Origin of the sequence: Fibrobacter sp. UWR3 (assembly GCF_900143055.1) — a bacterium.
GTDB lineage: Bacteria > Fibrobacterota > Fibrobacteria > Fibrobacterales > Fibrobacteraceae > Fibrobacter.
In genome coordinates, this window is sequence record NZ_FRCW01000004.1 from 310,183 (window position 1) to 323,058 (window position 12,876).

The window sequence follows — 12,876 nt, forward strand, 5'->3', positions numbered from 1 at the left end:
GTCTCCGTTGTGTCATCCTGAGCGAGCGTAGCGAGTCGAAGGATCTACTTAGATGTTTAACTTTTTCATAGCAGCCCTCGTGGTGGCGCTTGCCCCCGGCCCCGACAACCTGTTTGTGCTTGCCCAGAGCGCAACCCACGGCGCACGGGCGGGCTTTAGCGTGATTTGCGGGCTGTGCACGGGCATCTGCGTGCAGACGGCGCTCCTGATTGTGGGGGTGTCAGCGCTGATTGCGGCTAGCCCGGTTGCGTTCTTCGTGCTGCAGTGCTGCGGGGCGGCATACCTGCTCTACCTTGCATACAAGAGTTTTCAGGTCCGTGCCGGCGTCGTGAAACTTGACGCGGGCTCGGAAGGTGCGGATTCCGGCGAATGTCATTCTGGAGCGAGCCCGGAGGGCGATGCGATAGAATCCAAGAGCGGCGAAGCTGTTGTGGGTGGGGAAGGCGCGGGCCTCCCGTTCCGCAGGCTCTACCTGCGCGGCATCATCATGAACCTCACGAACCCGAAGGCGGTACTTTTCGCGCTCTCGTTTATCCCGCCGGCGGTCGACATGAGCCGTGACATGAGCCCGTCACTCCAGATGGTAGTTCTTGGTGCGGAATTCGTGACGGCGACCTTTATCGTGTTCGGCTCCATCGCGCTACTTGCGGGTGCCGTGAAGAAGTTTATGCTCAATAGCCCGAAGGCGAACCGCAACCTCAACTGGTTTAGCGGCTGCGTGTTTGTCGCCCTCGCCATTGCGCTGTTCGCGCTCTAACGGTCATCCCCGCTATACGATACTTGGCAACTTGTTGCCATAGTAGAGTTATCCTCTTTGGGGAGAAGGCGGGGATCTCCATTTAGGTGAGTTGCTTCTGCACCAATTCGAGAATCTTTTCAATCGTCACTTCGGGCGCGTCGCTGGTATCGCCGCCGGCGGCACGGGTGTGGCCGCCACCGCCGAATTCGCGGGCAATCGCGTTCACGTCCACGATGTAGTTGCTGCGCAGGCTAATCTTGTACTTGCCGTTCACCGGGTACAGGAACAGGGCCACTTCGGTGCCACCGACTTCCCGCACGGTGTCGATGACGTTGCTGAGTTCCACGGGCGTGACGCCGAAACGTTCCATGTCTTCGGGGGTGATGTGGGCGTAGACCACTTTACCGCCGAGCCCGAGTTTGCAGTTTTCCATCACGAACCCGGTCACGAGCGTCTGCTTGTAGGTGCGCGTGTAGTACGTCTCGTTCACGATTTTTGCGAAGTCGATTCCCTTCTCGATCAAATCGCCGACCACCTGCATGGTGCGCTTGCCCGTGCTGCTGAACTTGAACGCGCCCGTGTCGTGCACTATGCCCAGGTACAGGCTGTTCGCGGTCTCGCGCCCGACCTTCGCCTTGTCGATGTTCACGTACACCACCTCGCAAGCGGAACTCGCCTCGGGTTCCACGAGGTTCAGGGTGCACAGGTTCAGCGGGTTAGAAATATGGTGGTCGATGTTTATCGTTTTTTTCGCGGCACGGATGCATTCCGCGCCGTTCGCCCCCACGCGCTCGAAACTCGGGGTGTCCATGAGGAAGGCGAGGTCGTAGGGTTGCCCGCCGTTGCATTCTGCGGTGTAGGCCTCGCGCGCATCGCTTGCCCCGCGCAGAATCCGGTAGCTCTCGGGGAACTTTTCGAGGAACAGGTCCGCGCGGATTCCCGGGAAGTTGTCGCGGATGTAGTTGTAGATTGCCGTGGTGCTGCCCACGCAGTCGCCGTCGGGCCTCACGTGCCCGAAAATCGCCACCGTCTTCGCTTCGCCCAGGAATTCGTCAATCGTCATGTTCAATCCTTTTTGCGGGGAATATAATAAAAACCGGGTGGAGGCTAGAAGGAAAATTTGCTAAATATACAACGTAACGTAGGAGGATTTTCTGTATGAAGCGTTTTTTGCTGGGATTGGGTCTAGCATTTTTTGTGGCCGCCTGTGATGACGACGAGAGCAGTTTCGTTCGGCCGGGGGATGAAGATTCCTCTTCTTCTGTCATCCCCGGCTCGTCCGGGGATCTATCTAGCAGTAGCGTCACACCGCAGTCGAGCGAAAGCGAGACAAGCGTGTCGAGTAGCAGTTCTAAGGTCCCTGAGCCTGTCGAAGGGTCCAGCGTCACACCGAAGTCCAGCAGCTCCGTGCGCTCGTCATCCTCGGCTTCGGTCGAGGATCTATCCAGCAGCTCCGTGCGTTCGTCATCCTCGGCTCCGGTCGAGGATCTGTCGAGTAGTTCTGCGAAATCCAGTAGCAGTTCTGCAAAATCGAGCAGCAGTGCGAAATCGAGTTCTAGCGAGTCTAGCAGCAGCGAGTATGTGCCGTTTGACCATTCCCAAACATTGGCTGGTGCTTGGCGTATAGGTGAGGATAGATATAAAACTTTTAAGGACCCGCGCAATGGCCGCAGTTATTACTACATCACGATTTACTCGGAATATAAGGGATATTCAGTGACCGTGATGGCCGAGAACCTGAATATCGGTGATATGGTGCTCGGCGAAAACGACCAGAATGACGACACCAAGATAGAGCGCTATTGCTACAATAACGATACCACCAAGTGCGACGAGTTCGGTGGCCTCTACCAGTGGGCCGAGATGATGCAGCTGCCGAGCCGCTGCAATACCGAGAGCTGCGCCGACCTTATTCAGGAAAACCACCAGGGAATCTGCCCTGATGGTTGGAGGTTGTTTACGTATGATGATTATTGTGTTGTGATGGGGTATGAGGATATCAATAATGACGGCGTAAAGGGGCTGCGCTCTACATATGGTTTCAGCGGAACGAATACCAGCGGATTCTCCCTGACTGGTGCGGGAGCAAGAACTATTGAGGGGGGGGGTGATTTCCTTAAAAAAAGTGTCTTCTGGTTTTACCCGCGAGAACACGATTATGATAAGACTGTATACTCAACAGTGGGTTACGTGTCAGCCACAAACAACCGTGCGCCCCAATCTGATGATGGAGAGTTGAAAACCGCCGGCTTCTCCGTCCGCTGTACTAAACTAGAAGAATAAAAACATCAAAACCATCACTTTTTTAGGAAAAGCAAAAGCTTTTCCTGTCCAATTTTTTTACCTAAAAGGGCCAAAATCATGTCCAAGAACGTCAAGTCCAACAACAAGAACACCAAGAAGTCTGCTTCCAAGGCAAAAAAGTCCACCCGCAATAACTACAAAATCGAATCCCTCGAACCGCGCCTGATTATGGAAGCCTAGAAACATCTCCTTGCAGTTTAATACGAAACCCGCTGTTCGCGAAGGCCGATGGGACTAACTAGTCACGAGGCTTTCGCAGCACCTGCATCGGAACGTTCCTGCGATAAACAGTCTTTTCCCAGAGTCACTCTCGTGATTCTTTGCGGAGAGGGGCGTTTTGCTAAGCAGACAATGGAACGAAGTGATTTTGTCTGCGTGCGAAATGGACCTCGAAGCAAACTCTTTAACGAAAAGCAGGTCTGAACCTGCTTGAAAAGATCCCCACCTTGGTGGCCACGCGCACTAAGCACTAAAGTGCTAAGTGCTGTCCGCCCGCCTGCGCGGGGATGACATTTTTTTTTCTTTTGCCGTTTTTTACCTCTTTGAAAAGATCCCCGCCTGCGCGGGGATGACGAGCCGCAGGAGCCAGGGGGAGGCGTCCCCCTTTGTAAGGAAAGGAGATCCCCGGTCAAGCCGGGGATGACAAGAGTGTGGCTGGCCTCGCAATGACATTTTAGGCCGTTTTTACACCCAATTTCTGCTTTTTTCGTGCAATCGCCCGCCAAACTATATACTATATTTCCCCCCAAATTGCATTTTTGACTGGGTCCTGTGACCAGATTCGCCAATTCCACTGGTGCAAGAGCAGGGAAACTCGGACAAAAACATGTAATGAAACAACAATCAAAAAAAGGAATGGCTATAATGGCTACTATCACTAAGGAAAAAGCTGCAGAACTCACCGCCAAGTTTGGTGCAAACGAAAAGGACACCGGTAACGTCCGCGTCCAGATCGCAATCCTCACGGAAAAGATCAAGAATCTGACGGAACACATCAAGAGCCACAAGAAGGACTTCCACTCCCTCCGTGGTCTGTCTGCCATGGTTGCCAAGCGCCGCAACCTCCTCAAGTACTACGGTGAGCAGGATATTCTCGCTCAGCGTGCTCTCATCAAGGAACTCGGTCTCCGCGGCTAATCTGCGGACTGGAGATAATCTATGTCTATTGACGCATACCATCAAAAATACGGCAAGATGCTCGACCCGAAGGAAGTGTCGGTTACGCTCCCTGACGGCCGCGTCATCACGTTCGAAACGGGCCGTATTGCCAAGCAGGCACGCGGTGCCGCAGTCGCCAAGATGGGCGACGCGTTCGTGCTCTCTACTGTCTGCTACGGCGAAGAGAAGGAAGGCGATTTCTTCCCGCTGACCGTCGAATATCGCGAAAAGGCCTACGCTGCTGGTCGCCTCCCGGGCGGCTACAACAAGCGCGAAGCCGGTCGCCCCTCCGACGAGGAAACTCTCTCTGCCCGTATCATCGACCGCCCGATTCGCCCGATGTTCCCCGAGAACTTCACGCGCGAAGTCCAGGTGATTGTGCAGGTTCTTTCTGCTGACCGCAAGTTTGCACCGGATGTGCTCGGCGTGTCTGCAGCATCCCTCTCCATCGGTCTTTCTGAACTGCCCTTCGAACAGCAGGTTGCCGCCGTGCGCGTGGCCGTGGTCGATGGTCAGAACATCGTGATGCCCACCTACGAACAGATGGCCTGCGCCGATCTGGACCTGGTGGTCGCCGGTACCGAAGATTCCGTCTGCATGGTGGAAGGCGGTGCCTACGAAGTGTCCGAAGACACGATGATCAACGCAATTCTCGCCGGTCACGAAGCCATCAAGCTCATGTGCAAGGCCCAACAGGAACTGGTGGACCGCTGCGCTAAGCCCAAGATGGAACTCAAGCCGCAGCACGTTGGCGAAGCCCACGAAAAGCTTCTCGCCACGGTGAAGGAAGTCGTGTGGGACGAACTGAACAAGGACGTCCACTCCAACATGGTGAAGACCGACTTCTATCCGGCTATGGCAGACCTCTGCGCGAAGATGCTCGAAGACGAACGCATTCTCGCTATCATTGGCAAGGACGAAGAACAGGATCCTGCTCTCGTTGCAGACGCGAAGGCAATCTTCAGCGACTACGAACGCACTGCCATGCGCGAAATGATCCTGAACGAGGACGTGCGCCTCGACGGCCGTACGACGACCGAAGTCCGCCCGATCGAAATTGAACTGGGCGTTCTCCCGAGCGCTCACGGTTCTGCGATCTTCCAGCGTGGCGAAACCCAGGGTCTCGTGGTCTGCACGCTCGGCTCCAAGGCCGACGAACAGCGCTACGAAAGCCTGCAGGGCGAAGGCTCCAAGAGCTACATGCTGCATTACAACTTCCCGCCGTACTGCGTGGGTGAATGCAAACGCCTAGGCATGAGCCGCCGCGAAATCGGTCACGGCCACCTCGCCGAACGTTCTCTCGCTGCCGTTCTTCCGCTGCCGGAAGACTTCCCGTACACCATCCGCGTGGTTTCCGAAATTCAGGAATCCAACGGTTCTTCTTCCATGGCCTCTGTTTGCGGTGGCTGCCTCAGCTTGATGGACGCTGGCGTTCCTATCAAGGCTCCGGTCGCAGGTGTCGCTATGGGCCTCATCTCCGAAAAGGGTTCCGTGAAGGAAGGCGGCAAGATCAAGATCTTGACCGACATCACCGGTACGGAAGACCACCTCGGCGATATGGACTTCAAGGTGACGGGTACTGCCGAAGGTATCACTGCCTTCCAGATGGATATCAAGATCCGCGGCATTACGCCGGAACTCATGCGCGAAGCTCTGGAACAGGCTCGCCAAGGCCGTCTGCACATTCTCGGCAAGATGGCTGAACTCGGCCTCGCCGCTCCGCGTCCGAAGGTTTCCGAGAAGGCGCCGACCATGATCAAGATGCGCATCCCGACCAACAAGATTCGCGACGTCATCGGTTCCGGTGGTTCCGTGATCAAGGGCATGCAGTCTCAGACGGGTTGCACGATCAACATTGACGACGATGGCAACATCGACATTGCCGCTCCGAGTGGCAAGGCCGCTGCAGTCTGCCGCCGCATGATCGAAGAGCTCACTGCCGAACCCGAACCGGGCCGCAAGTACAAGGGCAAGGTGAAGACGATCCAGCCGTTTGGCGCGTTCGTCGAAATCCTCCCGGGTCGCGACGGCCTCGTGCACATCTCCGAACTTGCCGACCACCGCGTCGAGAAGGTCGAAGACGTCGTTCACGTGGGTGACGAAGTCGAAGTGCTCTGCCTCGGTGTGGACCCGAAGGGCAAGGTGAAGCTTTCTATGAAGGCGCTCCTCCCTCCGAAGGCTGCCCCGGCTGCTGAAGCTCCGGCTGCCGATGCCGCTTCTGAAGCTCCGGCTGCACCTGAAGCACCTGCTGAAGGCTAACTTCAAGACAAATTTGCAGAAACGGTCGCGTGATAAACGCGGCCGTTTTTTTATATTGGATTACATGAAGGTTATGAAAATATTTATCCCATTTTTGTTCCTTGTCGTTTTGACCTCTTGTGGTGACGACGAATCTTTCACCCCGGTATCCAGAGATGGTGACGATGGTCAGGTTGCTGAAGATAGCCTGTCGCAAGAGGATCCGTATAGCGAAGGGAATTCCGATACCCGTAGTTCTTCTTCGAACGGGCCGTCCTCTGTGGATGATGGCGTCTCGTCATCTTCGGGCGCGCAGTCTTCGTCGTCTGGACCGAATTCTTCTTCTGGCGCGAATTCCTCGGCTGTAAGTTCTTCCGGCACGAACTCCTCGTCGTCTGCGGTGTCGTCTTCGAGCGGAAAAGTTTCATCGTCGTCTGCCGATACCGGAAGAAAACTTGTAATAAAGACTTATATGGAGGTAACCATTAATTTTACTAATGCTTCTGTCCAAAGTCTTGATGCAACTTTGCACCCTCAAAGTGATACCAAGTATTCTGGCGCACTTGACTCGCTTGCCATCGTCGTTAAGAATCTTCCTTTGGATTTGAACTATGCTAAAATAACGCTAGAAAAAACAGGATTTAGCCAAAGCATTTATGCCAATCTTGCCGGTGTGGATACGTTATACGTTTATCCGGTTTCAGTGACTATTTCAAGAAGAATCGAAGCTTTAATCAACACGACAAATACCTCTTTTGACCAGGCGAAAATTCAGGCGGAAAACGAAGTACAACGCCCTATACTCGGTGACGTGAGATTCCATAATCTTGAAAAAATCAATTTGGAGGCGGACAAAAGCGATAGTGCGCTGTGGGCAAAATCCTTTGTTAATCTGCTGTTTTATGCCCCTTCCTGTGTGTATGGTTTCGGTCAATACACTAACACGGGAGAAATAACGGTAGACCCTCTTGGTGTCGCCGGTATTATAGATAAAGATATTCAGACTAGTTTAAGCTATTGCCCAGAAGTAAGGAGCCGTGTTTACTGTGATTCGGCCGTTTATAAAAGGTTGTACCCTGTATGTGATTCCTTGAGTGGACGCGAAAAATGCACCGCGGTAAACGAAGGGGTGATCGATACGCTTGATTTTGGTTGCGTTGGAGCAAGACGCATGATCTGCGATAACCATGAATGGAGGCATTTGAATACCTATGAGGTTGATACCTACGAGTGGGAACGCCCTTGTACTACTCCGGGATACAAGTTGGGAAACCAGGGCTTTGATATGTATTTCTGCAATAAGAAGGGAGAATGGATCAACACTCAGGGCTGGAGCTGGGATATCGACAAGGACTACGTGCTGAGTCCGAAACACGAATACGGCACTGTGACAGACCCGCGAGACGGGAAGGTTTATAAGACGATAGCAGCCGAAGGTATGGTCTGGATGGCGCAGAATCTGGATTTCCGGGGATATGTCGATAATAGCCTGGAAGATTCCAGCTTGGTCGAAAACATGAAGGACAAGTATGCCTGCTACAAGGATAGCGCCGAATACTGCGATGTTTGCGGGACGCTCTACGATATTCACGCCATCATGAATATCAACGGAGGTATCGACATGAGTAATCCCTACATTATTCGAGAATATATTCAACGGAATCACCAGGGAATTTGCCCCGAAGGTTGGCATATCCCGACACAAGCGGAAATAAAGCATTTCTTGAGCAGTAGCCGTCCGGAGTATATCGCATCGCGCTTCGGTTGGGAGTCCGACCTCTTTACTGGAAGGTTCGCTGATCAGTATGGCTTGTCGGTGATGCCCTGTGGTTATAAGGAAAAAGGCGCTTTTGACGGGGTTGGCTACCAGACGTATATCGCTGCGCTCGATAGCCCTGATGTGAATATAAATTTAATCTTATTTAACGAAACAGTCGAAATGTATCTCGATGTTGATGCGTACCTTCATGAAGGCGCGCTCGTGTCTGTCAGGTGCGTCAAGAATAGATAGAGGGTCTTAGGGAGGGCGTCGCCCTCCCTAGTCTCATACTGCGCCGGCTAGGCGCCCACGAAGATACTTGTATCGAGTGTCGGGAGGGTCTTAGGGAGGGCGTCGCCCTCCCTAGTCGCTATTTCGAGAATAGGTGCTTAAACGCGGCGCCGATTCCCTGGGCCTTCATGTCGGACCAGAAGGTGGTCGGGACGGCGAGCAGTTCGGCGATGGGGCGCGGGAACTTCTTGAAGATGTACTGCCTGCGCTTCATGCCGATGCGGATGTTCTCGGGGCGCCAGTTGCTACCGAAGTGGTGGATGCTCACCGTCTCGTCGGCGGTATTGATTGCCCCGTCCAAGAAGCGCTTGGGCGAGAAGTACCATTCGGGCAGAATATCCAGCCCGTTGAACTTGTCACAGGCGTTCGCGAGAATCTGCGGGAGTACCAGCTGTTCCACCTTCTCCTCGCTGTATTCGTAATGCCTTTCGGTATAGTACTTGAGCGCCTCGCCGATGATGGGCGAACCTTTCTCTGCACCCAGGAACGAGGGCTCGATTCGCTTGGAACCGTTCTCGTACCCGAGGATGTACTTGCGGTCGAGCAGTTCGTTGGGCGACTTTAGCAGTTGCACGTCGGAATCCAGGTAGATTCCGCCTTCGGTGTAGAGCGCGTACAGGCGCACCGCGTCGGCGGCAAACGCCCAGTTGCCCTGTTCCATGGCTTCAAGAATCCAGGGAATGCCTGTCGCCTTGGCCTTCTGGTAATCCCAAAAAATGCAGTTGTAGTCGCCCAGGAACTTTTCCCAGGATTCCATACAACGTTGAACCTTTTCCGGAAAAGGTTCGTTCGAAAGCCAGCAATAATGAAATATCTTCGGGATCATACGATTTGCTCCGTCTATACCCATATTTTAACATTTTTTTTGACCGAGCGTAACCCCTATTTTGCGATTTTGTGTGAAAAAATGCACGTAAATGTGTAAAAGTGCCCTTTTTTGTTATATTTTTCTAACAAGGTAAGTAATGGGACAGCTTTTATTGACATTGGCGTTTGTCTTATCGATAGTGAATTTCGCTGTCTTTTTGGAACTTTTCCGCAAACAGAAGAACAATTACATGTTCTTTACGTTTGTCGCCATCGTCGTCAGCTGTTTCGGTCACTGGCTCCTGGGGTTCTCGGAATCGGTTGACGGAGCCATCCTTTCGAACAAGATAAACTACCTCGGCTCGGCGTTCTTGCCGATGCTCATGTTCTTTACGCTTGCGGAAGTCTGCCGCCTGCGGATTCTCCCTGTGTTGCGCATTCTCCTGATTGTGTTCAGCTGCTTTGTGCTGTTTCTCTCGTTCACGGTGGGTTATAGCGACATCTACTACAAGACCGTCGAGTTCGTGGTGCAGAGCGGGGCGGGCAACTACGTGGCGACCTACGGCTGGGGTCACGACGTATTCAACGTGATGATTATCCTGTACGCCGTACTCGATATCGGGGTCATTGTGCACGCCTGCATGATGCGCCGGTTTGTCTCGCTCAAGAACATATTTGCGATGTTCATGCTGGAACTTGTCACCGTGTCGTTGTTTTTCATTTCGAGGCACATGGAAAACGACATGCTCTGCATGCCCTTCGTGTATCTCGCGGACCAGGTGTTCTTGCTCTACATAAGCCTGAACGTGAAATGGTACGATATTGCGCGTAGCGTGATGCAGTCGCTCGAAAAGGACAACGGGAACGCATTTGTTTCGTTTACCTCCACGGGTGAATATCTCGGCTGCAACGAAATCGCGCTCAAGTTCTTCCCGAAACTTGCGCAGTGCCGCGTGGACCTGCCTATCCCGAGCGGGCACGAGATGGGGAATCTTTTCAAGCCGCTGCTCGAGCAGGCGGTAAACACCAGGTTGCGGCATGCCCTCAAGTTCTGGTATGCCAACCGTCATTTCAGGTGTACCGCCCGCACTATCCCGGTATGGAACGTAATGCAGATTTGCCTGTTCCGCATCGAGGACGACACGAAGGTGCAGATGTACGTGGACATGCTGGGCAAGGACCACAACCAGCTGGTGAAGGTCGTGGAGCAGAACGCGCAGGCGGTGAGCGCCATCCAGGAACAGATGATTGTTGGCATGGCGAATATGGTCGAAAGCCGCGACGGCAATACGGGAGGCCATATCAAGCGCACGAGCCAGGTGATTCGCATTTTGGCTTCCGAGATGCGGAAGGACATGGCTTATTCCCAGACGGATTCCTTCTACGACGCGCTTATTTCGGCGGCCCCGATGCACGACCTCGGGAAAATCGCCATCGACGACGAAATCCTGCGGAAGCCGGGGCGCTTTACCGACAGCGAATTTGCGCAAATGAAGACGCATGCCGAGAAGGGAGCGGTGATTGTCGAGAACCTGCTTTCGGGTATCGAAGACCCGTTCTTTGTGCAACTTTCGAAGAACGTGGCGAATTTCCATCACGAACGTTTTGACGGGACTGGCTACCCGCTTGGCCTGAAGGGCGACGCGATTCCGGTGGAAGCCCGCATCATGGCAGTCGCGGACGTGTACGACGCGCTGGTGAGCAGCCGCTGCTACAAGGACAGCATGTCGTACGACAAGGCGGGGGAGATTATCCTTGCGGGGATGGGGACCCAGTTTGACCCGACTCTCCAGAAGTATTTCATGGATTGCGAGGCCAAGCTTCGTGAATACTACAGGACGGTGGAGCACTAGCGTATGGAAAACATGGTAATTTCTTACTTGGTGCTGATGTGCGTGGTCTCGTTCCTGAACCTGTTCGCGCTGGTACTCCTGTACCGCAAGCAGCTGAATTTCTATTTCGCGTCCATATTTGCATCTGTGCTGGTGGCGAACGTCGGCTACCTCACCGGGGCGCTTGCCGAATCGGAAGAAACGGTCATTATCGCGACGAAGGCGTGTTACCTGGGTTCGGTGTTCTTGCCGATGTTCGAGTATTTTGTGATTCTGCGCATTTGCAAGTTCAACTTCCCTGACTGGGCGAAACTCCTGCTGGGGGCGCTTTCGGTTACTGTGCTCCTGCTTTCGTGTACCATAGGGCATAGCGATATCTACTACAAGTCGGTCACGTACACGCACATGTACGGTGTGGCGTACTGCGCCTGCGAATACGGCCCCCTGCATTTCCTCTGGAATGTCGTGCTGGTGGGCTACACGCTTGCAAATATCGTGACAATCGCCTACGCGGCCCGTACCCGCATAAACGTGAGTTACAAGAACCTGATTGCGGTTGCCCTCATGACGCTCATTTCCATCATCTCGTTCCTTATTTCGCGCGAGATCGGGAGCGATACGATGGTGGTGCCGCTCGTGTACGTGATAGACGAGTTCATCTTGTTCTTCGTGTGCCTGCGCGTAAGGATGGGCGATATCTCGGATGCTATGCTGGAATCGCTGGAGGCGGAAAACCAGAACGCGTTTGTGGCCTTCTCGGACAAGGGAATCTACCTCGGGTGCAACGACATTGCGTACAAGTTCTTCCCGGAACTTGGTGAATTCCGCGTGGATAGGGCGATGCCCAAAGACCTTGAAATCTCCAAGCATTTTGGCTCGCTGATGGAATCGTTCGTGAGGAAGGATTCCCCGAGCGACAGCTACTTCGCGTACGGGAGGCGCAACTATAGGGTGTGCGTGCGCAAGGTCGCCCGCAACAAGATTTCGCATATCGTGCTGTTCCGCATCGAAGATGAGACCAGGCTGCAGCGCTATATCAAGAAACTCGATACGCACAACACGAAGCTCAAGGACGTCATCAAGGATAACGACAGGCATATTCACGCCATCCAGGAGCAGATGATTGTGGGCATGGCGAAGATGGTCGAAAGCCGCGACAGCAATACGGGCGGCCACATCATGCGCTCGAGTGCAGTCGCGGGAATCCTGGCCGAAGAGCTCAGGAAGGATTCCAGTTTTGGGCGCACGAAGGAATATTACGATGCGCTGATTGCGGCGGCGCCGATGCACGACCTCGGGAAGATTGCGATTGACGACAAGATCCTGCGCAAGCCCGGCAGCTTTACGCCCGAAGAATTCGAGGTGATGAAGACTCATGCCGAGAAGGGGGCCGCCATCGTGGAAAACCTGCTTGCCGAAATCGAGGAACCCTTCTTTGTGGAGATTGCGAAGAACGTGGCGTGCTTCCATCACGAGCGTTTTGACGGGAGCGGTTACCCGTACGGGCTCTTTGGCGCGAATATCCCGTTCGAGGCTCGCGTAATGGCGATTGCGGACGTTTACGACGCGCTGGTGAGCAAGCGCTGCTACAAGGAGCAGATGTCGTTCGAGGAAGCGTACAATTTGATTATGGATTCCATGGGGACGCATTTTGACCCGAGGCTCAAGGCAAGTTTTGTCGCATGCCGCGAAAAACTCGAGAACTATTACAGGAATAGCCCCGGCTGGGAGTCCAACGAAAAGTAAAA

The 12,876-nt window shown here is 53.8% G+C and carries 10 protein-coding genes; 8 read left to right on the forward strand and 2 right to left on the reverse strand.

The genetic code is table 11. From position 1 onward, the window contains the following. Nucleotides 1–52: 52 nt before the first annotated feature. Nucleotides 53–757 (forward strand): LysE family translocator, encoded by a 705-nt coding sequence (locus BUA44_RS07170; protein WP_072810233.1) that lies wholly within the window; start codon nucleotides 53–55, stop codon nucleotides 755–757. 82 nt (nucleotides 758–839) lie between these two features. Here BUA44_RS07170 and BUA44_RS07175 read toward each other — a convergent pair whose 3' ends face one another. Continuing rightward, a complete protein-coding gene (locus tag BUA44_RS07175) occupies nucleotides 840–1,802 on the reverse strand; it encodes a DHH family phosphoesterase (protein ID WP_072810235.1) in 963 nt (320 codons plus the stop codon). Between the two features lie 95 nt (nucleotides 1,803–1,897). Here BUA44_RS07175 and BUA44_RS15030 point away from each other — a divergent pair, with 95 nt between their 5' ends. The 5 genes from BUA44_RS15030 (at nucleotide 1,898) to BUA44_RS07195 (ending at nucleotide 8,450) form a co-directional block, all read left to right on the forward strand. Next, the gene (locus BUA44_RS15030) at nucleotides 1,898–3,022 is read left to right on the forward strand and encodes an FISUMP domain-containing protein (protein WP_083579520.1); all 1,125 of its coding nucleotides are present in this window, start codon (nucleotides 1,898–1,900) and stop codon (nucleotides 3,020–3,022) included. A 78-nt stretch (nucleotides 3,023–3,100) separates the two neighbouring features. Next, nucleotides 3,101–3,223, forward strand: a complete 123-nt coding sequence (locus BUA44_RS15930) for a hypothetical protein (RefSeq protein ID WP_255370480.1) — start codon at nucleotides 3,101–3,103, stop codon at nucleotides 3,221–3,223. 684 nt (nucleotides 3,224–3,907) lie between these two features. Next, entirely contained in the window at nucleotides 3,908–4,180 is a 273-nt protein-coding gene (gene rpsO, locus BUA44_RS07185; protein WP_072810239.1) for a 30S ribosomal protein S15, read from the forward strand. A gap of 57 nt (nucleotides 4,181–4,237) precedes the next feature. After that, on the forward strand, nucleotides 4,238–6,460 hold the full coding sequence (pnp, locus tag BUA44_RS07190; protein WP_369806413.1) for a polyribonucleotide nucleotidyltransferase: 2,223 nt from the start codon (nucleotides 4,238–4,240) through the stop codon (nucleotides 6,458–6,460). 64 nt (nucleotides 6,461–6,524) lie between these two features. Further along, nucleotides 6,525–8,450, forward strand: coding sequence for an FISUMP domain-containing protein (locus BUA44_RS07195; protein ID WP_178348759.1), 1,926 nt, complete (start codon nucleotides 6,525–6,527; stop codon nucleotides 8,448–8,450). Nucleotides 8,451–8,568: 118 nt separating this feature from the next. On the opposite strand, the gene BUA44_RS07200 is transcribed toward BUA44_RS07195, so the two are convergent. Continuing rightward, nucleotides 8,569–9,339: a glycosyltransferase family 32 protein gene (locus tag BUA44_RS07200; RefSeq protein ID WP_083535546.1), complete on the reverse strand. Its 771-nt coding sequence runs from the start codon at nucleotides 9,337–9,339 to the stop codon at nucleotides 8,569–8,571. 115 nt (nucleotides 9,340–9,454) lie between these two features. Between BUA44_RS07200 and BUA44_RS07205 the strand changes: the two genes are divergently transcribed. Further along, nucleotides 9,455–11,149 (forward strand): HD domain-containing phosphohydrolase, encoded by a 1,695-nt coding sequence (locus BUA44_RS07205; protein WP_083579522.1) that lies wholly within the window; start codon nucleotides 9,455–9,457, stop codon nucleotides 11,147–11,149. 3 nt (nucleotides 11,150–11,152) lie between these two features. Further along, nucleotides 11,153–12,874 (forward strand): HD domain-containing phosphohydrolase, encoded by a 1,722-nt coding sequence (locus BUA44_RS07210; RefSeq protein WP_072810250.1) that lies wholly within the window; start codon nucleotides 11,153–11,155, stop codon nucleotides 12,872–12,874. The last annotated feature ends 2 nt before the right edge of the window (nucleotides 12,875–12,876 follow it).

What these genes read in the sequence shown, in the direction of transcription:
- BUA44_RS07170 (WP_072810233.1), top strand. Translation starts at nt 53, where the DNA reads ATGTTTAACTTTTTCATAGCAGCCCTCGTGGTGGCGCTTGCCCCCGGC.
- BUA44_RS07175 (WP_072810235.1), bottom strand. Translation starts at nt 1,802, where the DNA reads ATGACGATTGACGAATTCCTGGGCGAAGCGAAGACGGTGGCGATTTTC.
- BUA44_RS15030 (WP_083579520.1), top strand. Translation starts at nt 1,898, where the DNA reads ATGAAGCGTTTTTTGCTGGGATTGGGTCTAGCATTTTTTGTGGCCGCC.
- BUA44_RS15930 (WP_255370480.1), top strand. Translation starts at nt 3,101, where the DNA reads ATGTCCAAGAACGTCAAGTCCAACAACAAGAACACCAAGAAGTCTGCT.
- rpsO (WP_072810239.1), top strand. Translation starts at nt 3,908, where the DNA reads ATGGCTACTATCACTAAGGAAAAAGCTGCAGAACTCACCGCCAAGTTT.
- pnp (WP_369806413.1), top strand. Translation starts at nt 4,238, where the DNA reads ATGCTCGACCCGAAGGAAGTGTCGGTTACGCTCCCTGACGGCCGCGTC.
- BUA44_RS07195 (WP_178348759.1), top strand. Translation starts at nt 6,525, where the DNA reads ATGAAGGTTATGAAAATATTTATCCCATTTTTGTTCCTTGTCGTTTTG.
- BUA44_RS07200 (WP_083535546.1), bottom strand. Translation starts at nt 9,339, where the DNA reads ATGGGTATAGACGGAGCAAATCGTATGATCCCGAAGATATTTCATTAT.
- BUA44_RS07205 (WP_083579522.1), top strand. Translation starts at nt 9,455, where the DNA reads ATGGGACAGCTTTTATTGACATTGGCGTTTGTCTTATCGATAGTGAAT.
- BUA44_RS07210 (WP_072810250.1), top strand. Translation starts at nt 11,153, where the DNA reads ATGGAAAACATGGTAATTTCTTACTTGGTGCTGATGTGCGTGGTCTCG.